This window comes from Bradyrhizobium sp. dw_411, assembly GCF_018449695.1.
In the GTDB taxonomy this organism is placed as follows: Bacteria; Pseudomonadota; Alphaproteobacteria; order Rhizobiales; family Xanthobacteraceae; genus Bradyrhizobium.
Window position 1 is genome coordinate 19,644 of record NZ_JAAVUY010000032.1, and the last position, 23,504, is coordinate 43,147.

At 61.2% G+C, this 23,504-nt stretch carries 15 protein-coding genes and 1 pseudogene; 8 read left to right on the plus strand and 8 right to left on the minus strand.

What is annotated here, in order from left to right; translation table 11 throughout:
* Positions 1-284: 284 nt before the first annotated feature.
* From HB676_RS32735 to HB676_RS32745, 3 genes are all read left to right on the plus strand, one after another.
* Complete coding sequence (locus HB676_RS32735; RefSeq protein ID WP_213742646.1) at positions 285-1,976, plus strand: methyl-accepting chemotaxis protein; 1,692 nt, start codon at positions 285-287, stop codon at positions 1,974-1,976.
* A 341-nt stretch (positions 1,977-2,317) separates the two neighbouring features.
* Positions 2,318-5,497, plus strand: coding sequence for an efflux RND transporter permease subunit (locus tag HB676_RS32740; RefSeq protein ID WP_213742647.1), 3,180 nt, complete (start codon positions 2,318-2,320; stop codon positions 5,495-5,497).
* Positions 5,487-6,689 carry an efflux RND transporter periplasmic adaptor subunit gene (locus HB676_RS32745; RefSeq protein ID WP_213742648.1) on the plus strand — a complete coding sequence of 401 codons (1,203 nt, stop codon included), beginning with the start codon at positions 5,487-5,489 and terminating at the stop codon, positions 6,687-6,689. The genes HB676_RS32740 and HB676_RS32745 overlap by 11 nt, the downstream gene beginning before the upstream one ends.
* A gap of 60 nt (positions 6,690-6,749) precedes the next feature.
* Here the strand turns inward: HB676_RS32745 and HB676_RS32750 are convergent, their stop codons facing one another.
* Positions 6,750-8,258: an acetyl-CoA acetyltransferase gene (locus HB676_RS32750; protein WP_213742649.1), complete on the minus strand. Its 1,509-nt coding sequence runs from the start codon at positions 8,256-8,258 to the stop codon at positions 6,750-6,752.
* Between the two features lie 144 nt (positions 8,259-8,402).
* Positions 8,403-8,564, minus strand: a pseudogene (locus HB676_RS34315) (nitronate monooxygenase); the annotation flags it as partial.
* A 413-nt stretch (positions 8,565-8,977) separates the two neighbouring features.
* Between HB676_RS34315 and HB676_RS32760 the strand changes: the two are divergent.
* A complete protein-coding gene (locus HB676_RS32760; RefSeq protein ID WP_213742651.1) occupies positions 8,978-10,648 on the plus strand; it encodes an NAD(P)/FAD-dependent oxidoreductase in 1,671 nt (556 codons plus the stop codon).
* Positions 10,649-10,779: 131 nt separating this feature from the next.
* On the opposite strand, the gene HB676_RS32765 is transcribed toward HB676_RS32760, so the two are convergent.
* Both HB676_RS32765 and HB676_RS32770 read right to left on the minus strand, forming a co-directional pair.
* Entirely contained in the window at positions 10,780-11,313 is a 534-nt protein-coding gene (locus HB676_RS32765) for a RidA family protein (protein ID WP_249780574.1), read from the minus strand.
* 207 nt (positions 11,314-11,520) lie between these two features.
* The gene (locus HB676_RS32770) at positions 11,521-12,675 is read right to left on the minus strand and encodes an aminotransferase class V-fold PLP-dependent enzyme (RefSeq protein ID WP_213742652.1); all 1,155 of its coding nucleotides are present in this window, start codon (positions 12,673-12,675) and stop codon (positions 11,521-11,523) included.
* Between the two features lie 218 nt (positions 12,676-12,893).
* Here HB676_RS32770 and HB676_RS32775 point away from each other — a divergent pair, with 218 nt between their 5' ends.
* Positions 12,894-13,691 carry an outer membrane beta-barrel protein gene (locus HB676_RS32775; RefSeq protein ID WP_213742662.1) on the plus strand — a complete coding sequence of 266 codons (798 nt, stop codon included), beginning with the start codon at positions 12,894-12,896 and terminating at the stop codon, positions 13,689-13,691.
* A gap of 243 nt (positions 13,692-13,934) precedes the next feature.
* Complete coding sequence (locus tag HB676_RS32780; protein ID WP_213742653.1) at positions 13,935-14,723, plus strand: enoyl-CoA hydratase/isomerase; 789 nt, start codon at positions 13,935-13,937, stop codon at positions 14,721-14,723.
* Positions 14,724-14,814: 91 nt separating this feature from the next.
* Here HB676_RS32780 and HB676_RS32785 read toward each other — a convergent pair whose 3' ends face one another.
* The 3 genes from HB676_RS32785 to HB676_RS32795 all read right to left on the minus strand — a co-directional run bounded on the left by HB676_RS32785 (position 14,815) and on the right by HB676_RS32795 (position 18,287).
* The gene (locus HB676_RS32785) at positions 14,815-15,594 is read right to left on the minus strand and encodes an enoyl-CoA hydratase-related protein (RefSeq protein WP_213742654.1); all 780 of its coding nucleotides are present in this window, start codon (positions 15,592-15,594) and stop codon (positions 14,815-14,817) included.
* A 20-nt stretch (positions 15,595-15,614) separates the two neighbouring features.
* Positions 15,615-17,192 (minus strand): fatty acid--CoA ligase, encoded by a 1,578-nt coding sequence (locus tag HB676_RS32790; protein WP_213742655.1) that lies wholly within the window; start codon positions 17,190-17,192, stop codon positions 15,615-15,617.
* Between the two features lie 213 nt (positions 17,193-17,405).
* Complete coding sequence (locus HB676_RS32795) at positions 17,406-18,287, minus strand: SDR family oxidoreductase (RefSeq protein ID WP_213742656.1); 882 nt, start codon at positions 18,285-18,287, stop codon at positions 17,406-17,408.
* A 105-nt stretch (positions 18,288-18,392) separates the two neighbouring features.
* Between HB676_RS32795 and HB676_RS32800 the strand changes: the two genes are divergently transcribed.
* Both HB676_RS32800 and ppc read left to right on the plus strand, forming a co-directional pair.
* Positions 18,393-19,205, plus strand: coding sequence for a crotonase/enoyl-CoA hydratase family protein (locus HB676_RS32800; RefSeq protein WP_213742657.1), 813 nt, complete (start codon positions 18,393-18,395; stop codon positions 19,203-19,205).
* 139 nt (positions 19,206-19,344) lie between these two features.
* Complete coding sequence (gene ppc, locus HB676_RS32805; protein ID WP_213742658.1) at positions 19,345-22,137, plus strand: phosphoenolpyruvate carboxylase; 2,793 nt, start codon at positions 19,345-19,347, stop codon at positions 22,135-22,137.
* 127 nt (positions 22,138-22,264) lie between these two features.
* Here the strand turns inward: ppc and HB676_RS32810 are convergent, their stop codons facing one another.
* Positions 22,265-23,377 carry an SMP-30/gluconolactonase/LRE family protein gene (locus HB676_RS32810; protein ID WP_213742659.1) on the minus strand — a complete coding sequence of 371 codons (1,113 nt, stop codon included), beginning with the start codon at positions 23,375-23,377 and terminating at the stop codon, positions 22,265-22,267.
* Between the last annotated feature and the right edge of the window lie 127 nt (positions 23,378-23,504).

Here is a 23,504-nt window from a genome sequence, read left to right on the forward strand (position 1 = left end):
GGCGTGCGCAAAAATCGTCCTCGGAGTCCTGTAGTGCGTGTCTCGGGGTGAGGGACGATGACGTGCCGCAATTGTCAATTGGTGCGGTCTGGCGCCTTCAGTTGATGCACGGAAAGCACCCAAGCTCCTTCGTCGGAATCTTTACGTATTTTTACGGGAACCACGGTTAACGGAACCGTAGCCCAAATCGGGTTTGATGCCGATCGCTACCGCTTCCATTCGGCTGGCCCCGCAGCCGGTGCACGTCAGATCCCGGCGTGCTCGCAAAACAAGAGATCAAAGCCATGCTCGCCAACTTCTCCATTCGCGCCAAGATTACTGCCGTCGTTGCCTTTCTCCTTGTCGCGATCACGGGCATGGGCCTGCTGGCGGTCTGGAATATGCGGGCGATCAACGCCAGCACGGTCGACATCGCGACCAACTGGATGCCGAGTGTTCGCGTGTTGGGCGAATTGCGCGCCGGCGTCATCACCTATCGCAACGTGATCCGCGAGCACATGCTGTCCGAAACGATCGAGGAAAAGGAAGCCGCGGAAAAGGTTCTCGCCGGAGTGGTCGAGGCCAACAACAAGATCCGTAAAGACTATGAAGCGCTGATTTCGGCTCCCGAAGAGCGTTCGATGTACAACGAGTGGGTGCGGCAGTGGGAGCTCTACAAGAAGGGCACCGAAGAGGTCATGGCGTTGTCGCGCAAGACCCCTGGCAAATTTCCCCATGAGGCGCATGAGTTGAACACCAAGACGGTGAACAAGATCGGCCTCGATGCCGATGTCCTGCTTAAAAAGGATATCGAATTCAACAACGTCGGCGCCGACAAGGCCGAAACCGATGCCGCCAATAACTACAACTCCGCTTTCATGATGGTTGTTGCCATTATCGGCATCGCGCTCGTCGTTGGCGTTGCCGTCGGGATTTATACGGTTCGCGATGTCTCGCGCGGCATTGCCTCCATCGTCGCGCCGATGCAGGCACTGGGGAACGGCGATCTGACCGCGCAGGTTCCGCATCAGGGCGAGAAGACCGAAATCGGCTCGATGGCGGACTCGCTGCAGGTGTTCAAGGACGCGCTGATCGCCAAGAAAGCCGCCGACGAAGCCGCCGCGCGCGATGCGGATGCCAAGATCGAGCGCGGCCGCCGGGTGGACGGCATCACGCGCGAATTCGAATCGATGATCGGCGAGATCGTCAACACCGTATCCTCTGCCTCGACCCAGCTCGAAGCCTCGGCCGGCACGCTGACGGCCACCGCCGAACGCGCGCAGGAGCTCACCACCATGGTCGCGGCGGCATCGGAAGAAGCCTCGACCAATGTGCAGTCGGTTGCCTCGGCGACCGAAGAGATGGCTTCATCGGTCAACGAGATCAGCCGTCAGGTGCAGGACTCGGCACGGATGGCCGGCGAGGCCGTCGGCGAAGCACGCAAGACCAATGATCGCGTCAGCGAATTGTCGAAAGCTGCGGCCCGCATCGGCGATGTCGTCGAATTGATCAACAACATCGCCGGGCAGACCAATCTATTGGCGCTCAACGCCACCATCGAGGCGGCCCGCGCCGGTGAAGCCGGCCGCGGCTTCGCGGTCGTGGCGTCCGAGGTCAAGGCATTGGCCGAACAGACCGCGAAGGCGACCGGCGAGATCGGCCAGCAGATCAACGGCATTCAATCGGCGACCCAGGACTCGGTGAACGCGATCAAGGAAATCAGCGGCACCATCGAAAGACTGTCGGAGATTTCCTCGGCTATCGCCGCGGCGGTGGAAGAGCAGGGAGCTGCGACGCAGGAGATTTCCCGCAACGTGCAGCAGGCTGCCCAGGGCACCCAGCAGGTTTCCTCGAACATTACCGATGTGCAACGTGGCGCCAGCGAAACCGGGCTGGCCTCGTCGCAGGTGCTGTCGGCGGCGCAGTCGCTGTCGGGCGACAGCAACCGTCTCAAGCTCGAAGTCGGCAAGTTTCTCAGCTCGGTTCGGGCGGCTTGAGGGTTAAAAGATATCGATATGTTGCTGATGCCGAGGCCAGCGTTTCGCCGGCCCGGCATTTTGCAGAAATTATCCCGGCGAGACGCTGAAATTTAGAGCTGTCTGCCGAAGGGGAGAGCATGGAAAGCCTTGTAAATAGCCTGTTCACAACGCAGTGAGACTTACGGCCGATCAAGACATTGCGAATATCATCTTTGACGCTGTCAGGTTAAAGATGGACAAAACGGCACGCGGGGGGACACGGCTGGGCGTTGGCAAATTCAGCAGTTTCGGGTAAATCGGCACAATCGATTTTCCCCGGTATAGCGAACGGTTTCGCCTGATCAAGGAATACCCGGCCTATGACAGCACTGGTCCGTATTGCCCTAAGCCGGCCATACACGTTTGTGGTGCTCGCGCTGCTTCTGCTGATCATCGGCCCGCTCGCGGCGCTGCGCACACCCACCGATATTTTTCCGGAAATTCGCATTCCTGTCATCGGCGTGGTCTGGCAGTACACTGGTTTGCCGCCCGAGCAGATGGCCGGCCGCGTCACCACGATTTTTCAGCGTATTCTGACCACGACGGTCAACGACATCGAGCACATTACGGCCAACTCGTATAACAGCTTCGGCGTCGTCAAGATCTTCTTTCAGCCCAACGTCGATATCCGCACCGCCAACGCCCAGGTGACCGCGGTCTCGCAGACCATCCTCAAGCAGTTGCCACCTGGCTCGACCCCGCCGCTGATTCTCAATTACAGCGCCTCGACCGTCCCAATCATCCAGCTCGCGCTGTCGGGCGACGGCCTCACCGAACAGAACCTCGGCGATATCGCGATCAATCAATTGCGGACGCCGCTGGTTACGGTGAACGGCGCGGCGATTCCGTATCCGTACGGTGGCAAGCAGCGTCAGATTCAGATCGATCTCGATTCGTCGGCGCTGCAGGCGCTGGGACTGTCCGGCAACGACGTCGCCAACGCACTCGCGGCGCAGAACTTGATTACGCCGGCGGGCACCCAGAAGGTCGGTGGTTTCGAATACGTCATTCAACTCAACAACTCGCCGCTCAAGTTCAGCGAGCTTGGGGATCTCCCGATCAAGGTCGTCAACGGCGCCATGGTCTATGTGCGGGACGTCGCCACCGTGCGCGATGGCAATCCGCCGCAGACCAATATTGTCCACGTCAACGGCAGCCGCTCGGTTCTGATGATGGTGCTGAAGGCAGGCTCGATTTCGACACTGGATATCATCGCGGGCATCAAGCAGAAGGTGATCGATTTCAAGGATTCGCTTCCCGACAATCTGAAGGTCGGGTTTGTTGGCGATCAATCGCTGTTCGTCCGGGGCGCGATATCGGGCGTGATTCGTGAAGGCATCATCGCCGCGTTGCTGACCAGCGTCATGATCCTGCTGTTTCTGGGAAGCTGGCGTTCGACCATCATCATTGCGACCTCGATCCCGCTGGCGGTGTTCGGCTCGATTATCATGCTGGCGGCTCTTGGCGAGACGCTGAACATCATGACGCTCGGCGGTCTGGCGCTCGCAGTCGGCATCCTTGTCGACGAGGCGACGGTGACCATCGAAAACATCAATTGGCATCTGGAGCAGGGCAAGGAAGTCGAGCCCGCGATTCTCGACGGCGCCAATCAGATCGTGGTGCCGGCCTTCGTGTCGCTGTTGTGTATCTGCATCGTGTTCATCCCGATGTTCTTCCTGCAGGGCGTCGCCCGCTTCTTGTTCGTGCCGATGGCCGAAGCGGTGATCTTCGCGATGATCTGGTCGTTCATCCTGTCGCGGACGCTGGTGCCGACGATGGCGAAGTATCTGTTGAAGCCGCATGTGCACCATGCGGAGGGCGAGCAGCCGCGTTCGCGTAATCCGCTGGTTCGTTTCCAGCGCGGCTTCGAGGCCGGTTTCGAGCGGTTTCGCGCCGGCTATAGCGACCTGCTGGCGCTGGCATTGGCGCATCGTCCGACCTTCGTGATCGGCTTCCTGGGCTTTGTCGGGTTGTCGTTCCTGCTGGTGCCGTATCTCGGGCAGAACTTCTTTCCCTCGGTCGATGCCGGCCAAATCCTGATGCATGTGCGCACCCAGGTCGGTACCCGCATCGAGGAAAGCGCCAATCAATTCGCCGATGTGCAGAAGGTGATTCGAAAGATCATCCCGGCAGACGATATCGAAACCATCACCGACAACATCGGGATGCCCATTAGCGGCATCAACATGACGTACAACAATACCGGCGTCACCGGTCCGCAGGACGGCGATATCCAGATCAAGCTGAAGGAGGACCATCCTCCGACTGACATTTACGTGAAGGCGCTACGTGAACAGCTACCCCGCGCTTTCCCTGGCCTGACATTTGCATTTTTGCCGGCTGATATCGTCAACCAGATCCTGAACTTCGGCGCTCCGGCGCCCATCGATCTTCAGATCCGCGGCGCCAATTTGAACGCGAATTTCGAATACGCCAATAAGCTGCTGACCCGGCTTCGCCGGATCCCCGGCGTCGCCGATGCGCGCATTCAGCAATCGCCAAACTATCCAAGCTTCAACGTCGACGTCGATCGGACCCGCGCGCAATATGTCGGGCTGACAGAGCGCGATGTCACCAACACCCTGACGGTCAATCTGGCGGGCAGCTCCCAGGTTGCGCCGACCTACTTCCTCAATATGGATAACGGCGTTTCGTATTCGATCGTCATGCAAACCCCGCAATACAAGGTCGATTCGCTGAGCGCGCTGCAGACCTTGCCGATTACCGCGGGTGGCCAGTCTGCGCCCATCCTCGGCGGCATCGCCAATATCTACCGCTCGGTCTCGAATGCGGTGATCTCGCAATATGATATCCAGTCGTTGATCCAGATTTATGCAACGCCGCAGGGGCGTGACCTCGGCGGGATCGCCACGGATATCAGGACGGTCATCGCCGACACCAAGAAGGATGTGCCGAAGGGCAGCAGCGTCTTCCTGCTGGGCCAGGTGCAGACCATGAACAGCGCCTTCTCCGGCCTGCTGTTCGGATTGCTCGGCGCAATCGTGCTGATCTACCTCTTGATCGTGGTGAACTTCCAGTCCTGGTCCGATCCGTTCGTGATCATCACGGCGTTGCCGGCGGCCCTTGCCGGCATCGTCTGGATGCTGTTCTGCACGGGGACCACGCTGTCGGTGCCGGCGCTGACCGGCGCCATCATGTGCATGGGTGTCGCCACCGCGAACAGCGTGCTGGTGATCAGCTTTGCCCGCGAGCGCTATGAAGAGCTAGGCGATCCCGTCGCCGCGGCGATGGAAGCCGGTTTCGTGCGTATCCGTCCGGTTTTGATGACCGCGCTCGCCATGGTTATCGGCATGCTGCCGATGTCGCTGGGCCTCGGCGAGGGCGGTGAGCAGAACGCACCGCTCGGACGGGCGGTGATCGGGGGGTTGATCTTTGCGACCGTGGCCACTCTGATGTTTGTTCCCGTGGTCTTTAGCATGATACACAAGAAACAAGGCGCCAAAGCTGCCGCCGTACTGGAGACTGAAAATGCACACTGAACCTCGCCCGCCGGTCTCTCGCCGGAAATTGGGCATCTTCGGCGTTGTAGCCGTTATCGGTGCACTACTATTGGTAGTGACCGGTATCCGTGCCCGGGAAGATTCCAGCGTAAAACTCAAGGAATGGACCGATAATCAGGCGGTTCCGTCGGTCGCCGTGGTGCTGCCCGACCCCAAGCCGCTTCAGGCGACGATTGATCTGCCAGGCCGGCTGGAGGCCTATAATCGCGCCCCGATCTTCGCGCGCGTCAGCGGCTATCTGAAATACTGGAACGCCGACATCGGCGCTCGGGTCAAGGCCGGCGACGTGATCGCCGAAATCGATGCGCCGGATCTCGACCAGCAATTGCTGCAGGCGCGAGCCGACCTCGCCAACCAGCAGGCCAGCGCGAAACTGTCCGACGTCACGCTGGCTCGCCGCAAGACGCTGATCGCTTCGAACTTCGTGTCGATGCAGGAGATCGACGAGCGCACCGCCGACCTCTCCAACAAGAATGCCGCGGTCAAGTCCAACCAGGCCAATGTCGAGCGGCTCGAGGCGCTGGCCTCCTACAAGAAAATCACCGTGCCGTTCGACGGCATCGTCACCTCGCGCTCGACCGACGTCGGCGCCCTGATCAACGCCGGCCAAAGCAGCGGCCCGGCGATGTTCATCGTTTCCGACATCCGGAAACTGCGCGTCTATGTCAACGTTCCCCAGAGCTATGTGCCATCCGTGCCGATCGGCTCCAAGGCGCTGATCTCGGTTCCGGAATATCAGACCAAGACCTTCGCCGCGACTGTCGAAGCCTCAGCCCAAGCCGTCGATGTGAACTCCGGCACGACGCAGATGCAGCTCGCACTCGACAACAGCTCGGGCGAATTGATGCCGGGCGGCTATGCCAATGTACGCTTGAGCCTGCAGCATAGTGGCGTGCCGTTCAACATTCCTTCCAGCGCGCTGATCCTCGACCAGAACGGATTGCGGGTTGCGGTGGTCGGCCCCGACGACCGCGTCGTGCTCAAACCCGTGAAGATCGGGCGCGATCTTGGCCGCAATATCGAACTGGCGTCGGGCTTATCGGCGGATGATCGCGTCATCACCGCGCCGCCGGATGGCGTCGCCAATGGCGACCAGGTTCGCGTGGTCAACACCGTGAAGCCGCCGGGCCGGCCCGCGACGGTTTCGGCGAAAGAAGACGTGAAGGGTTAAGGCGGATTCGTCCGTTCTTTACGATGCCCCGGGCGCCCAGCGTCCGGGGCATTGTTGTATCTAGCTCACCCGCCATTCCAGGACGCCGTCGACGACGCTGGAGATATCGCCGGATGAGCCGACTGGCGTGCAGTCCATATTCAGAAGATGCGCCAATGTCTGGCCGTCATGGCTGGGGACCCTCGCCAGCGCGCGCGCATTGTCTGCGGTCCGCAGCATCACCACGCCATGCTCGATCTCATTGTTGCGGCCATAGATCACGGTAAAGCTTTCGACGCTGCCCTTGCCGCTGGCCTCGGTGACGAAGTCCGGCACCGGCGTGCGATGCCGGTCGGCTTCCGCCTGCACGCTGGTGTCCTGCGCCAGCACCGCGCGCGACGCCTGGCGTGACAGCACCAGCGCGTGATGTTTGGTGACAAAGCCGCCCTGGCCATAGAGCAGGCCGAGACTGGCGCGACTGCGCAGCTTTCGCACCATCGCGCAGGCCGCATGCGTCATATAGGTGTTGAGCGGCGCACCGAAGAACGTAAGGCCACCGGTTACGGTTGGCTTGACATCGGCGCCAAGGCCGAGCGTCCGCCGTGCCATCTTCGGCACGCAGGGGAAACAGCTATAGAGTTCGATCGCGTCGAACGCCTTGCCGTCGCCGCCGCCGATGTCCATCGCCGCCGCGAGCACGGCGTTCTGCGCATGGCTCTCGAAAAACCGGTCGCGAACGAGATAGTCGCGCGGCTCTTCGGCAGATGCGCCGCCCCAGACGTGGATCAGGCGATCCTCGGCGATCCCGGCGGCACGGGCTTTCGCCAGACTCGTCATCAGCACCGCGCCGCCCATATTGACCATCGGATTGGCCACCATCAGTTTGGTGTAGGGCCAGGCGATCAGCCGGTTGTCCGGCGTCGGCGTCGTGATCTCCTCCGGCGTGAAGCGCCGCTTCAGCCAGGCATTCGGATTTTGGGAGGCGACGTCGGAATAGGCCGACCATAATTGTCCGGATTCCGCCATCGCCTCGCGCGGGGTCTGGCCCCAATGCGCCGACGTGGCTGCCTCGTAAAACGGATAGACCGTCACCGGCCGGAATACCCCCAGCGCTACGGCCGCTGGCTTCTGAAACGCCGCGCCGCGTTTCGGCTCCGCGACATCATGGGCGAACGGCGTCCACGGCAATGCGATGCCGGCGCGTTCGGCCTTGGTCGCGGTACCCTGTGACTCGGCGCCGCAGACCGCTGCGACGTGGCATTCGCCGCGCGCGATGCGCTGCGCCGCTTCATGCAGATAGCGGATCGGGCTCTCGCCGCCGACCGGTCCGTAATAAGCGTGTGCCGGTTTGATCCCAAGGCGCTCGGAAAGCTGGCGGGCCGGATCCCGGTAACGCCAGCTCAGGAAATTGACGATATCGAGCGACTCGATCTCATCCAGCCATCGCGCGCCACTGTCCGCCTCGGCGCGTTGGAGTGCCAATTCCAAAAGAGCCAGCGGTTCGAGCCCCGCGGCGATTTCCTTTGGACGATCGACGATTTCACCGACACCGACGATGACGGGAATGCGGTCGGGGGAGGAGTCGGGCATTTCTTTTTGTTTCGCTTTCTCAACAATCAATTTGCTTTAGGTTTCTTCGTCATTGCGAGGAGCGTCAGCGACGAAGCAATCCATACTTTCTTCGACGTCAAGATGGATTGCTTCGCTTGCGCTCGCAATGACGAGGTTGGTAGGCTATTTCCCCACCAGCGCATTCATGTGCTCCACGGCCTCGACGAAATCTTCCTTGAATTCCTGCACCACGGCGCCGGCGGATTTCACGCTGTCGATCAAGCCGACGCCCTGTCCGACGAAGTAGCTGACGAGGTCGCGCGCCCTTGCATTGCCTGAGGCGGCCCGGCCCGGCTGACCGCGGCAACCACGTCACGGCAATGGCTGAAGGCCAGCAGGGGAAATTCGATTCCCAGCATCTCGCAGATCGGCGATTTCATCGTCGTGTTTCACTCCCGGCGGCATTCGAGGCTGTTTGTTTTTGCCTTCGGTCATTTCGACGACGCTAGCGCATGATGGATGCGGATGCCAAGCGACCTCCGACCTCAACCCGAGGAGCGGCCACTTGGCCGCGTCTCGAAGGATGTGCAGCACTCGGGCTCTCATGGTTCGAGACGGCGCTTTCGCGCCTCCTCACCACGAGGAACCATTAGCGTTCCGCGCCGCAGAATATTCGACGACATTTTAATCCTTGCGCTTTCGGGCCGCGGGTAGAATGCTGGTTCGCAATACAAAAAATTCCAAGGGAACGCGAAACCATGTCCGCCGCGTCATCGATATCCGGCAAGGGCGACGCCAAAAATACCGAAACCTATGATGTCGTCGTGGTCGGCGCCGGTTTTGCCGGCATGTACATGCTGCATCGGTTGCGCGGGCAGGGATTGGCGGTTCGGGTCTACGAGCAGGGCGGCGATGTCGGGGGCACCTGGTACTGGAACCGCTATCCCGGCGCGCGCTGCGACATCGAAAGCATGCAGTACTCGTATTCGTTTTCGAATGAACTGCAGCAGGAATGGGAATGGAGCGAGCGCTACGCGCCGCAGCCGGAAATCCTGAAATATGCCAATCATGTCGCCGATCGCTTCAATTTGCGGCCGGATATTCAGTTCGACACCCGCGTCGAGCGCGCGGCCTTCGACGAGCGCACGCATGGCTGGTCGGTGACCACGTCCGACGGCAAGGCCGTGACGGCGAAATATGTCGTCCTCGCCACCGGCTGTCTTTCCAATGCAAGGATGCCCGACATCAAGGGCCTCCCGAATTTCAAAGGGCAGGTCTATCACACCGGCCATTGGCCGCATGATCAGGTTGATTTCACAGGCCTGCGCGTCGGCGTGATAGGCACGGGATCGTCGGCGATCCAGTCGGTGCCTGTGATTGCCGCGCAGGCCAGGCATCTCACGGTGTTTCAGCGTACCGCGAATTTCAGCATTCCGGCCCGTAACGCTGCGCTGACGCCGGAAGAGCGCGATACGTTTCGCTCGAACTATCCCGAGATCCGGCGCATCGCGCGCGAAGAGATGCGCAACGGCATCGTGCAGGAATTACCCGATCGCGGTGCGCTGGATGATGGCGACAATGCGCGGCGCGCCAAATATGAGTCGCGCTGGGCCTACGGCGGCCTCACCTTCCTCTCGGTTTACAACAATCTCGTGCTCGACAAGACCGCCAACGACACCGCCGCCGATTTCGTCCGCGGCAAGATCGCGGAGATCGTCAGCGATCCGCAGACCGCAAAACTGCTGCAGCCCAGGGATCATCCGATCGGTTCAAAACGCATTTGTGTCGATACGGATTATTACGCGACCTTCAATCGGCCGAACGTAACCCTCGTCGATATCAAATCCAGTCCGATTGAGACGATCCTGCCGAACGCGGTGCGCGCCGGCGGTAAAGACCATGAAGTCGATGCACTGGTACTCGCGACCGGCTTCGACGCCATGACCGGCTCGGTCGCGAAGATCGACATTCGCGGCCGCGAGGGCCAGACGCTCAACGCCAAATGGGCAGAGGGCCCCAAGACCTATCTTGGCCTGATGAGTGCGGGCTTTCCCAATCTGTTCATCATCACAGGTCCCGGCAGCCCGTCGGTGCTGAGCAATATGATCGTGGCGATCGAGCAGCATGTCGACTGGATCGCCGACGCCATCGCTACCATGCGCGACCGCGGCCTCGATACCATCGAAGCCAGCAAGGACGCCGAGGACAAATGGGTCGCGCATGTCAATGAAGTGGTCCACGCCACGCTCTATCCGCAGGCCAATTCCTGGTACATGGGCGCCAATATTCCGGGCAAGCCGCAGATATTCATGCCCTATATCGGCGGCGTGAACGTCTACCGCCAGATCTGCAACGAGGTCGTGGCGAAGGGGTATGAGGGGTTTGTGATGACGGCGACAGGGTGGGGACGGAAAGTGGCCGTTTCTTAGGTCCCGTCATTCCGGGGCGATGCGAAGCATCGAGCCCGGAATCTCGAGATTCCGGGTCTGGTGCTGCGCACCATCCCGGAATGACGGGATGAACTCGGCGCGCAACGTGCTCGGTTGCCGGTCGTTCGAACTCACTCCACCTCGACAATCATCTCGACCTCAACGGCGTTGTTGAACGGCAGCCCCGCCATTCCTACCGCGGAGCGCGTGTGTTTTCCGTTTTCGCCAAAGACTTCCACCATCAAATCGGAAAATCCGTTGATGACGCGCGGCTGATCACCAAAGCCGTCAGGTGAGTTGACCATGCCGAAAACCTTCACGACGCGTTTGACGTGATCGAGGCTGCCGAGCGCATTTCGCACTTTCGCCAGCATGATCAATCCGACCTGGCGCGCGGTGTCGTAGCCCTCCTGGACGGTCATGTCCTTGCCGACCTTGCCCTTGAATTTCCAGTCGGCTGCAGGGGTGTTTCCGGACAGGAACAGCAAATTTCCGACCCGCACGGCGTCAACATAATTGGCGACCGGCGGCGGCACGGTTGGCAAGGTAATGTTCTTTTCCTTCAGCCGCGCTTCCGGCGTGGTGGCGCCTTGCGCGAGCGCCTGGCCTGATATTGCGATCAAAGCCAGCATTCCAACAGCGCACATCTTTAGCAGGGTCTTCATGGTCATCTCCAATTTCTGAAAGGTCGCGGGCAGCCTACATCAAGTCAGGGAGGATCGCGCGGGGGCGGAATGGCGCAGACGCGAGAGATTTCGTCATTGCGAGGAGCGAAGCGACGAAGCAATCCATTCTTTCTTTGTGCCGCGCGATGGATTGCTTCGCGTCGCTCGCAATGACGGGATGAGGTTGCTGCGCGAGCCAGCTTCTGCTCACGACCCCCGCAACCGATTCCCCAACCCTGCGATAAACCGATCTGCGTCATCCTCATCATTATACACATGCGGTGACACCCGTACTTGGCCGAGCCGTGTCGCGACGTAGATGCCTTCGCTGGCAAGGCCATCCACGAGGCCTTTCGGGATGCCATCCTTGAAACCGAGGCTCAGGATGTGCGGCGTCCGCAAGTGCGGCTCCAGCACGCTGACGCCGAAACCGCGCACGCCCTCCGCGATGCGGTTGGTCAACATGCGCAGGCGCTCGGCGACGGCGTCCGTGCCCCATTCGGCCATCATGTCCATGCCGATCGAGGCCATCTCCAAACTGATAAAATAATCGCGTTCGCCCATGTCGAAGCGCCTGGCGTCGGGAAGGTAGCGCAGGTCCGAGAAATAGGCCGCGTTCTCGGCGCGCACGTCGCGGCGGCCGCCCGCGGTCTGTTCGAGCGGGACGCCATCCTGATGGCGCCGTGCGACATAGAGAAAAGCGCGGCCATAAGGCCCGAGCAGCCACTTGTAGGTCGGGAAGATCACAAAATCCGGATCGAGACGCCTCACATCCATCGCCAGCACGCCGGCGCTCTGCGTGGCGTCGACAAGGAAGATCGCGCCGCGCTGTCGTAGTGCCGCGCCGACCTTCTCGACATCGATCAGCGCGCCGTCCGACCAATGTAACGAAGAGATCGAGGCCAGGCTGACCGGTGCGGCACCCGACCGCTCGATGACCGCGAGAACGGCGGAAGTCCAGTCGCCATCATCCGGCCGGCGGACCGTTTCCACCACAAAATCCTGCGCCTGCGCCCGCGCGTGCCATTCGAGCACCGGCGAGGAATGATCGTCCTCCAGAACAATGACGCGGGTACCACGTTCGATCTTGAGAATCTTGGCCGCGGTCGCGATGCCATAGCTGATCGATGGGATCAGCGCGACGTCGGCGGGGTCGGCATGGATCAGTCGCGCTGCCGCGGCTCGCGCCCGTTCCTGCTGCTGATCGGCGAACGAGGCTTCAAGCATCCAGGGCGCGCCCTTACGCCCGACGGCGGCGCGGCCGGCTTCCAGCGTTCGCAGCGGCAGCGGGCTGCAGGAGGCCGAGTTCAAGTAGCAAATATCGCGCGGTATCTCGAACAAGTCGCGCTGGGACGCAAGCATGGGGGCTCTCTTTGTTGGCGAAGCGGAGAGTTAATGTCATCGGTTCTGTGCTTCTACAACATTAACCTCGAATCGAGGTGGCCGAAGTGACCGAAGCCGAATTAACCCGGCTTTCACGCCCCTGTTGAAAGTTAATTGCGGGCTGCAACTCGCGATGTCGCGCTTGTTTCAGTCGGTATTTCCAACGGGAGCAGCCTTGGGGGGCTGAGGGGGGCATGATGCGAAAATCACATGTGGTGGCCGGGGTCACCGCCGCAATTGGCGTTATCCTTGGTTCCGGCCTGGCCAGCGCGGCCGATCTCGCGCCGCAGACCTATTACACCAAGGCGCCGGCGGTAGTCGCGGCCGCCTATGACTGGAGCGGTTTCTACATCGGCGCCAATGGCGGTTGGGGTCAGGAACGAACCTGCGAAACCCTCACCAACAGCGCGTTGAATGTTCCGGTGGCGCCTCGTGGAGAAGGTTGCAGCACTGGCAGCGGGGCCGTGCTCGGCGGTCAGTACGGCTATCGCTGGCAGACCGGCGCTTTCGTGTTCGGCGCGGAAGCGCAGGGCGACTGGAGCAATTTGAAGGGCGCCAATGTCAGTCAGGTCAACCCGCTGGTGACAAACCAGACCAAGATCGAAGGACTGGGTCTCTTCACCGGACAGGTCGGTTATGCCTGGAACAACGCGCTGTTCTATGCGAAGGGCGGCGCCGCGGTTGTTGCGGACAAGTACAATGGATTGGGTACTGCGACCGGTATTGGCGTCGATCACACCAGCGAAACCCGCCTCGGCGGCGTTGCCGGTGCCGGTATCGAATACGGCTTCGCCCGCAACTGGTCGGTTGCGCTGGAGTACGATCATCTGTTCATGGGCAACAACAACAAGACCTTTGCCTCGACCGGGCTCGGGGCGGGCAACCTGGTCCCCGCGGGCGGAATACGACGTGCGATGGATATCGGCCAGGACGCCGACATGGTCACGGCGCGGATCAACTACCGCTTTGGCGCTCCGATCGTTCCGAGGTACTGATCGCGCTTTCTGTTTCCTGCAAAAGCCCCGGCATCGCCCGGGGCTTTTTTATTGGCGACGGCCCTCTCACATTGTCGTCCCGGCCTTCGCCGGGACGACGCTGAGAATTTATGGGCGCGTGCGACAGCCAATGTCGCGAAGCCGGCCATGGACAAGCCCGCCCGGAAAATCAAAAATGGGATCAGGGTTGAAACTTCCGCACTGCGGAACAAACAAAGCGGGCCAAAACGCATGAAGACACAAATGACGTTCAAGCACATCACGCTCGATTTCGATGGACTGGTTGCCGTGCTCAAGCTCGACCATCAGGAAGTGATGAACGCGGTCTCGCTTGAGATGCTGACCAGCCTTGGCGAGGCGCTCGATGCGATCGAGGAAAAACGCGTCGAGGTCCGTTGCCTCGTCATCACAGGTGCGGGACGTGCATTCTGCACCGGCGCCAATCTGCAAGGACGTGCTGTAAAGCCAGGCAGGAGCAATGCCGGCGCGGCGCTGGAGACTGCGTTTCATCCGTTCCTGCGGCGGCTGCGCAATCTGCATTGCCCGATCGTGACCTCGGTCAATGGCGCTGCCGCTGGCGCCGGCATGAGCTTCGCGCTGATGGGCGACATGATCCTGTGCGCGCGTTCGTCGTATTTCCTGCAGGCGTTCCGCCGCATCGGTCTGGTCCCCGACTGCGGATCGACCTGGCTATTGCCGCGGCTGATCGGCAAGGCGCGTTCGGTCGAATTGTCGTTGATGGGCGAGCGGCTTCCAGCCGAGAAGGCGCTGGAGTGGGGGCTGGTCAACCGGGTCTATGACGACGCTGTTTTGAGCGAGGAGACCATGAAGCTTGCACATGAACTGGCGAACGGCCCGACAATCGCTCTGTCGCTGATCCGCAAGCTCTATTGGGACAGTCCGGAAAATTCCTACGAGCAGCAGCTCAACCTCGAATTCGAATCCCAGCGCATTGCCGGCGCAACTGAAGATTTCAGGGAGGGTATTGCGGCGTTCCTTGAGAAGCGTCCGGCGCAATTTTTGGGGAAGTAACACCCGTCATTCCGGGGCGATGCAAAGCATCGAACCCGGAATCTCGAGATTCCGGGTCTGGTGCTTACGCACCATCCCGGAATGACGGGTGTCATTTCCCCGTCCATTTCGGCGGGCGCTTTTCGGAAAACGCCTTCGGGCCCTCAATGTAATCCTGCGACGCGGCCATCGCCTTGACCGCGGGATATTCGCGCTGCTCGGCAATCGCCTGTTCCAGTGACACTGCGAGGCCTTTCTGAATGGTCTGCTTGGAAGCGCGGATCGACATCGGGCTGTTCTTGCAGATGGTCTCCGCCCAGCGCTCCGCCGCCGCCAGCGCTTCGCCTGCCGGAACCACCTCGTTGACGAAGCCGAGTTCGTGACCTTCGCGCGCGCTGACATGGCGCGCGGTTAGGATCATGCCCATCGCGCGCTTGAGGCCGATCTGCCGCGGCAGCCGGTGCAACCCGCCGGCCAGCGCGGCGAGGCCGACGCGCGGTTCGGGCAATGCGAATGTCGCATTCTCGGAGGCGATAATGAGGTCGCAGGCCAGCGCGATCTCGAAGCCGCCGCCCATCGCGACGCCGTTGACCGCCGCGATGATCGGCTTGTCGCAATCGAAGCGGGAGGTCAGCCCGGCGAATCCGCCGGTATCCCAGCCGCGTTTGCCGCCGGCGGCCTGCCATTTCAAATCGTTTCCCGCGCAAAACGCCTTGTCGCCCGCGCCGGTAATGATCGCGACCCATTGCTCGGGATCGGCGGCGAAATCGTTAAACACTCTGTTCAGTTCGAAATGTGCGTCGGTATGCAGCGCGTTGTAAACTTCGGGGCGCGATAGCGTTACGATCGTGATCGGGCCTTTGCGCGTCACTTTGGAAAATTTCAAATCCATATTCGCTCCGTCGTTTCTTTTTAATTCACCTGCCGGTCTTTACCCACCCAGTAGGGATCGCGCAAATGACGGCGCAGGATCTTGCCCGAGGCATTGCGGGGCAGCGCGTCGATGAAATCGACGGTCTTCGGTGTCTTGAAGATCGCGATGCGCTGGCGGGTGAAGCCGATGATGTCAGCGGCGCTAGCCTGTTTGCCGGGCTTCATCACCACGATCGCCTTGACCGCTTCGCCCCATTGGTCGTCGGGCACGCCGACCACCGCTACTTCGGCCACATCAGGATGATCGCAGATCGCGCTTTCGACTTCGGCCGGATAGATATTCTCGCCGCCGGAAATGATCATGTCCTTGATGCGGTCGTGGATGTAGAGATAGCCGTCGCTGTCCATGTAGCCGGCGTCACCGGTGCGCAGCCAGCCTTCGCTGTCGAGTGTGCGAGCGGTGGCCTCCGGCAAATTCCAGTAACCCGCCATGTTCGAGCCTGATCGCGTGGCGATCTCGCCGACTTCGCCAAGCGGCAATCGCTTGCCGTCGGCATCGAGGATCGCGAGTTCGACGCCCGGCAGCGCCTTGCCGGCCGAGCGCATCCGGTCCAGTCCCTCGACGTGGTCTTCCGGCGGCAGCGCCACGATGCCGCCGGTGGTCTCGGTCATGCCGTAGACCTGCACGAAGCCGCAGCCGAACACCTGGATGCATTCCTTGAGCAGCGCGGCGGGGATCGGCGACGCGCCGTACAGCATGTATTTAAGCCGCGAAAAATCCACCTCGCGCGCGCGAGGCTGGCGCACCACGAACTGCATCGCGGCAGGGACCATGAAAAGCTTCGTAATGCGGGAGTGCTCGATAAAATCCAGCACCTTGTTGGGATCGAATTCGCGGGCGATCACGCCTTTAGCCCCGTGATAGACACCGAGCACACCCCAGCCGGAACCGCCGATGTGGAAGATCGGCATTGCGACCAGCGAGACGTCATCCTCGGTCCATTTGTTCCAGTCGGGCTTTTCGCCCTGGCCGGTCTCCACCAGATTGAGAAGATTGGCATGCGACAGCATCGCGCCTTTTGGTTTTCCCGTCGTACCGGAGGTGTAAAGCTGGATCGCGATGTCGCGTGGGCCAATCGCGATGTCGGGATCCTCTTCGCTTTGTCCGTCCCGCCAGGCTGTGTAGGCCTGCCAGCCGGCCGCGCCGCCTTCGGTCGCGATGAAGGTGCGCACATCGGGCAATTGATCCGTGATGCGCTGGACTTGCTCGGTGAACTCCGGCCCGACGAACAGCACGGGCGCCTTGCAATCCCCGACGATGAAGGCGATCTCGGGTCCGGCCAGCCGCCAGTTCACAGGCGTCATCACCACATTGGCCTTGATCGCGCCGAGCCACAGTTCGAAATAGATGTCGCTGTTCTTGCCGAGATAGGCGATGCGCTCGCCGGTCTTGACGCCGGTCGCCTTAAGCGCGTTGGCGACGCGATTGGTGTTGCGATCGAGATCGGAAAAGCTGGTCTGGCGTCCCTCGAATTCGAACGCGATGAAATCGCCGCGGGACTTCACCCGCTCGCGCACCATGTCGGCAAGGTTTGCCGTTTCCTCAGATACGGACATGTTGCCCCCGGCAGTTTTTATGTTGTTGGGCGGAGTGTGACGTCATCTCGCGCTAAAAACAATACGGCAAACAGAATCCTGGTGCTTCAACAGCGTGGTCACAGCAAACGCCGGGCAAATTCCTCATGGTGAGGAGCGCGCTTTGGCGCGCGTCTCGAACCATGAGAGCCCCGGTGCTTTACATCCTTCGAGACGCGGCCAAGCGGCCGCTCGTCAGGATGAGGTTCCTCTTGCAGCGCGGTCCTTTTCGTTCTGCGCCTTGATCGCGTCGCGTGCGGCGGTCCAGTCGGCATCGGACCAGTCGCGCAATTGATAGAAGTTGCCGCCCATCGCGAGCGCCTGGCCGCCATCCATCGCGATGGTCTCGCCGTTGATCCAGTCGCAGCCGCCGGAAATCAGGAACACCGCCAAATTCTGCAGTTCTTCCATCTTGCCGACACGGCCCATCGGGTTTTGCGCAATCGTGCGCGCGCCGGCTTCGTCGCCGGGCTTGATGCGCTTGCTCATGCCTTCGGTCGGAATTTCGCCGGGCGCAATCGTGTTGAGCCGGATGCCGTAGCGTCCCCATTCCGTCGCCAGCGACATCGTCATGGCGTGGATCGCGGACTTGCTCATCGCGGAAGGCACCACATAGGGGCTGCCATTGCGCACCCAGGTGACGGTGATAGACACGACATTGCCGCGATGGCCGCCGGCGATCCAGCGCCGGCCGACCGCGTGCGTCACATAGAATGTGCCGTGCATGACGATATTGGCGACCGCATCGAAGCCGCGCGGCGTCAGGTCCTGCGTGCGCGAGATGAAATTGCCGGCGGCGTTGTTGACGAGGTCGGTGAGCGGGCCGTCGGTGAAAATCGCCTCGATCATCTCATCGACCGCGAGCGCGTTTCGGATATCGATGCCGTGGCTCATCACCCGGCCGCCATAGAGGTCCATCAACTCGGTGGCGGTTTCGTCGCAGACGCTTTTGCGGCGGCCGCAGATGTGAACCTCGGCGCCGAGCTGCAGGAAGCGCGCCGCCATCGACTTGCCGAGGCCGGTACCGCCGCCGGTGACAAGAATGCGCCGGCCCGCAAGGAGCTGTTCGTTGAACATGGAGGTTCCACCCCTGGAGGCTTGCTTGTTAATTAGTTGATTGACTAAAACCGGACTGCGCCTTTCTGTAAAGTGGCTGCAACGAAAAGAGTGGAGGAAGTTTCCATGGACGATCGTGTCTCGGTATCGATCTCGGAAGGCGTCGCCGACGTCCGTCTGGCGCGGGCGGACAAGATGAATGCGCTCGATGCCGCGATGTTCGAGGCGCTGGTCGCGACCTGCGACCGCCTGGGCCGTGAAAAGGGCTTGCGGGCGGTAGTATTGTCCGGGGAAGGCCGCTCGTTCTGCGCCGGCCTCGATATGAACAGGTTCGCCGCCATGAAGGAAGGCGGCGGCAGCGGGATCGCGGGCGGCGAAACGCGTGACCTGACCCCACGCACCCATGGCCTTGCCAATTTCCCGCAACAGGCGGTGTGGGGATGGCGGCAGCTTCCGGTGCCGGTGATCGCCGCGATCCAGGGCGTGGCATTCGGCGGCGGCTTTCAGCTCGCGCTCGGCGCCGACATGCGGTTCCTGGCGCCGGACGCCCGGATGTCGATCATGGAGATCAAATGGGGGCTGATACCGGATATGGCGGGGACGCCGATCCTGGCGAGCCTCGTGCGTGACGATATCCTGCGCGAACTGACTTACACCGGCCGGATTTTCTCGGCGCAGGAAGCCATGAGTTACGGCCTCGCGACGCGGATCTGCGACGACCCGCGCGCTGCCGCCCTGAAAGTCGCGCGCGAGATCGCGGGCAAGAGCCCCGACGCGATCCGCGCCGCCAAGCGTCTGCTGAACAATTTAAGCGTCGATCCCGCTGCTGCGCTGCAGGCTGAATCCGTCGAACAGATGAAGCTGATGGGTGCGCGCAATCAGCTTGAAGCCGTGCGCGCCAATATCGAAAAGCGCGCCCCGCGCTTCGCCGACGTTTGACATTCTAACCTCATCCCTGCGTGAGCGCTCTTCACCAGGAGGACACCTCCAGTCTAGCCGCCGCCCTCATCTTGGTCTTGCGCAAAGCCGCAAAAATTGCGACTCAAGGGAGCCGGGCAGTTTCTGGAGCATCCACGTCATGTCATCCCAGATCATGCCTTCCGATACCGACCTGCGGTCCAATCGCGCCGACGACGCTCTGGCGCTCGAGGAAGATGCCCGGCTGCGGAATGATATCCGGCTGCTGGGGCGCATTCTCGGTGATACCGTGCGCGATCAGGAAGGCGCCGATGTGTTCGACCTGGTCGAACGTATCCGGCAGACCTCGATCCGGTTTCACCGCGATGACGACAAGCCGGCGCGGCGCGAGCTTGAGATCATCCTCGATGGCATGTCGACCAGCGAAACCGTCCGCATCGTGCGCGCCTTCAGCTATTTTTCGCACCTCGCCAATATCGCCGAAGATCAGAACAACATCCGGCAAATGCGGATGCGCGCGACCGGAGGCGAATCGCCGGGATCGCTGCCATCAACGCTGTCGCATGCGCGTAGCGCCGGTTTCAGCGCGGCCGATTTGCGCAAATTCTTCGAGAGTGCGCTGGTCAGTCCGGTTCTGACCGCGCATCCGACCGAAGTCCGCCGCAAGAGCACGATCGACCGCGAAATGGAGATCGCCGCCTTGCTGGACCGGCGTGAGCGGGTTCAGTTGACGCCGGACGAACTGGCGGCGAGCGACGAGCAATTGCGGCGTGCGGTGGTGACGCTGTGGCAGACCAATCTATTGCGCCGTACCAAGCTCACGGTGCTGGACGAGGTCGCCAACGGACTTTCATTCTACGATTACACTTTCCTGCACGAGGTGCCGCGGCTGCATTGCGCGCTGGAGGATCGCCTGAACGAGGGCGACGGCAGCGCGCGCGGCGAACTGGCGTCGTTCCTGCGGATGGGGAGCTGGATCGGCGGCGACCGCGACGGCAATCCCTTCGTCACCGCCGAGGTGATGCGGGGCACGCTGCGCCTGCAAAGCAGCCGCGTACTGCGGTTTTATCTGGAGGAATTGCACGCGCTCGGCGCCGAATTGTCGCTGGCGGCGCATCTGGCAGACATCTCCGAAGAATTGCGCGCGCTCGCCGCACGCTCGCCCGATACCTCGCCGCATCGAAGTGGTGAGCCCTATCGTCTGGCGGTGTCCGGCATCTATGCGCGGCTGACTGCGACGGCGTCAAAACTCGAGGTCGAAACCACGCGCCCGCCGGTCGGTGAAGCGACGCCTTATACGAGCGTGCAGGAGTTCAAGGCCGACCTCGATATCCTCGATCGCTCGCTGATCGCCAATAACTCGGGCGTCATCGCGCGGGGCCGGCTGCGGCTGCTGCGCCGGGCGGTGGACTGTTTCGGCTTTCATCTCGCCAGATTGGACATGCGGCAAAATTCCGCGGTGCATGAGCGCACCGTCGCCGAACTGATCGATGCGGCGATGCCCGGCATGTCCTATCTCGCTTTGAACGAAGAAGCGCGGATCGCGCTGCTTACCAGCGAGCTGCGCAATTCCAGGCCTTTGACCTCGGCCTTCGTGAAGTACAGCGACGAGACGATGGGAGAGCTTGCCGTTTTCCACGAGGCGGCGAAGGCGCATGCGCTTTTCGGCACCGATGCGATCCCCCAATGCATCATCTCGATGTGCAAGGGAATCTCCGACATGCTGGAGGTCGCGCTGCTCCTCAAGGAAGCCGGGCTGGTCGATCCCTCCGGCCGCAGCGCGCTCAACATCGTGCCGCTGTTCGAGACCATCGAGGATTTACAGGCCAGTTCCGCGATCATGGACCGGCTGTTGTCGATGCATGATTACCGCAAGCTAGTCGACAGCCGCCGCTCGGTGCAGGAGGTGATGCTCGGTTATTCCGACAGCAACAAGGATGGCGGGTTCGTCACCTCGGGCTGGGAACTCTACAAGGCCGAGATCGGGCTGGTCGAGGTGTTCGAGCACCACGGCGTGCGGCTGCGGCTGTTCCACGGCCGCGGCGGTTCGGTTGGCCGCGGTGGCGGGCCGAGCTATGACGCCATCATCGCGCAGCCAGGCGGCGCGGTGAACGGCCAGATCAGGATCACCGAACAGGGCGAGATCATCTCCAGCAAATATTCCAACGCCGAAGTCGGCCGCAACAATCTGGAAATCCTAGCCGCCGCCACCCTCGAGGCAAGTCTTTTGCAGCCGCGACAAAGCGCGCCGTCAGGGGATTATTTAAAGGCGATGGAGCAATTGTCCGCGCTCGCCTTCAAGGCCTATCGCGGGCTGGTCTATGAGACCGAAGGCTTTGCCGATTATTTCTGGGCCTCGACCGTCATCACCGAAATCTCCACGCTCAACATCGGCAGCCGCCCGGCCTCGCGCAAGAAGACCCGCGAGATCGAAGACCTTCGCGCCATTCCCTGGGTGTTCAGTTGGGCGCAATGCCGGTTGATGCTGCCGGGATGGTATGGGTTTGGCAGCGCGGTCGAGACCTGGGTGGCGGAACATCCGGACAAAGGCATGCCGTTCCTGCGGGAGCTTTACAAGGAGTGGCCGTTCTTCCGCACTTTGCTTTCGAACATGGACATGGTGCTGGCCAAGAGCTCGATCGCGATTGCCTCACGTTATGCCGAACTCGTGCCAGACACGACATTGCGCGACAACATCTTCGGACGGATCCGGCGCGAATGGCACACCTCGATCGAGACGCTGCTCGACATCATGGGCCAGGAACGGTTGCTGCAGGGCAATCCGCTGCTGGAACGCTCGATTCGCAATCGCTTTCCCTATCTCGATCCGTTGAACCACGTGCAGGTGGAATTGCTCAAGGAGCATCGCGCGCAGAACCCGGATGAACAGGTGCTGCGCGGGATTCAGCTTACGATCAATGGTATTTCAGCGGGATTGAGGAATAGCGGATAGGTAGGGCGTCGACAAGAATGTAGCTTTCGTCATTGCGAGCGCAGCGAAGCAACCCATGCGGCAGTAAGAAAGAATGAATTGCTTCGTCGCTTCGCTCCTCGCAATGACGAGTTCAACTGAACCGCACTCAACAATTATGCGCGCCCTGGGTTTCCACATAAACCGCATACAGCGACTGGCTGGCCGTCATGAACAAGCGGTTTCGCTTCTTGCCGCCGAAGCAGAGATTGGCGCAGGTCTCGGGCAGGCGAATCTGCCCGATACGTTGGCCATCCGGCGCAAAGATCTGGACGCCGTCATAGCCATCGCCAACCCAGCCTGCGCCGACCCAGATGTTGCCTTCGGTGTCGACCCGCAGGCCGTCCGGGAAGCCTGACTTGCCGTCAAGCGTCATGTCGATCAGCGTGCGCGGATTCGCGAGCTTGTCGCCGTTGAGATCGTATTGCCAGACAATGTTCTTGGCGTTGGGGTAGTGCGTGATACCGGTATCACAGACATAGACCTTCTTGTAATCGTGGCTGAAGGCGATGCCGTTCGGCTTGAACGGGTCGTCGGCCACCTTGGTGACCTGACCGGTCTGCGCATCGAGCCGATAGACCGCTTCCTTCTGGTAGGGTTGCACAGAGCCCGTATTGGCCTTTTGTCCTTCATAGATGCTGATCGCGCCGTAGCCCGGATCGGTGAACCAGATCGATTTGTCGTTGGGGTGAACCACGACGTCGTTCGGTCCGTTGAGCTGTTTGCCATTGGCCTGTTCGGCCAGCGTGGTGATGGAGCCGTCATGTTCGTAACGGATCAGGCGGGTGCGTTGGGCGGTGATCTGGCGTCCTTCGAAATCGAAGGTGTTACCGTTGCCTTCGTCGGAGGGCTTGTGAAACTGCTCGGAGATATGACCGTCGTCGTCGAGATAACGCAGTTGGCGGTTGGCGGGAATATCGCTCCACACGAGGTACTGGCCCTGCGCGTTCCAGGCTGGGCCTTCCGCCCACAGACAGCCCGTATAGAGACGCTTGATGACCGTATTGCCGACCTTGGCCTTGAAGCGCTTGGGATCAATCACAACAATGTCTGGATCGGGATAGCGCTGCGGTTCGGCGCCCCGGCCGTAGTCGCGCGCCGATGCGTCGGTGGTAACCAGCGCGGTGGCCGCGATTGCTGCAGCGCCGCGTAACATATCGCGGCGGCCGACGACGGCAGATGTCGTTCCTGCCTTGTCATCCGCATGTATTGGATTTGTCATGGTTTCCTCCCGTTGTTTTTTATTGGGAGATAAATCATGCGCCGACATTCCGGCATAAAGCGGGCGAATTTTTACGAAACAACCGGAGAGGGTGGAGGAGAACAAGAATTCTCCAAAAGTCCACGGG

Bases quoted from the DNA above. Each gene is read 5' to 3' on its own strand.
- HB676_RS32735 (WP_213742646.1), top strand. From the start codon at position 285: ATGCTCGCCAACTTCTCCATTCGCGCCAAGATTACTGCCGTCGTTGCC.
- HB676_RS32740 (WP_213742647.1), top strand. From the start codon at position 2,318: ATGACAGCACTGGTCCGTATTGCCCTAAGCCGGCCATACACGTTTGTG.
- HB676_RS32745 (WP_213742648.1), top strand. From the start codon at position 5,487: ATGCACACTGAACCTCGCCCGCCGGTCTCTCGCCGGAAATTGGGCATC.
- HB676_RS32750 (WP_213742649.1), bottom strand. From the start codon at position 8,258: ATGCCCGACTCCTCCCCCGACCGCATTCCCGTCATCGTCGGTGTCGGT.
- HB676_RS32760 (WP_213742651.1), top strand. From the start codon at position 8,978: ATGTCCGCCGCGTCATCGATATCCGGCAAGGGCGACGCCAAAAATACC.
- HB676_RS32765 (WP_249780574.1), bottom strand. From the start codon at position 11,313: ATGAAGACCCTGCTAAAGATGTGCGCTGTTGGAATGCTGGCTTTGATC.
- HB676_RS32770 (WP_213742652.1), bottom strand. From the start codon at position 12,675: ATGCTTGCGTCCCAGCGCGACTTGTTCGAGATACCGCGCGATATTTGC.
- HB676_RS32775 (WP_213742662.1), top strand. From the start codon at position 12,894: ATGCGAAAATCACATGTGGTGGCCGGGGTCACCGCCGCAATTGGCGTT.
- HB676_RS32780 (WP_213742653.1), top strand. From the start codon at position 13,935: ATGACGTTCAAGCACATCACGCTCGATTTCGATGGACTGGTTGCCGTG.
- HB676_RS32785 (WP_213742654.1), bottom strand. From the start codon at position 15,594: ATGGATTTGAAATTTTCCAAAGTGACGCGCAAAGGCCCGATCACGATC.
- HB676_RS32790 (WP_213742655.1), bottom strand. From the start codon at position 17,192: ATGTCCGTATCTGAGGAAACGGCAAACCTTGCCGACATGGTGCGCGAG.
- HB676_RS32795 (WP_213742656.1), bottom strand. From the start codon at position 18,287: ATGTTCAACGAACAGCTCCTTGCGGGCCGGCGCATTCTTGTCACCGGC.
- HB676_RS32800 (WP_213742657.1), top strand. From the start codon at position 18,393: ATGGACGATCGTGTCTCGGTATCGATCTCGGAAGGCGTCGCCGACGTC.
- ppc (WP_213742658.1), top strand. From the start codon at position 19,345: ATGTCATCCCAGATCATGCCTTCCGATACCGACCTGCGGTCCAATCGC.
- HB676_RS32810 (WP_213742659.1), bottom strand. From the start codon at position 23,377: ATGACAAATCCAATACATGCGGATGACAAGGCAGGAACGACATCTGCC.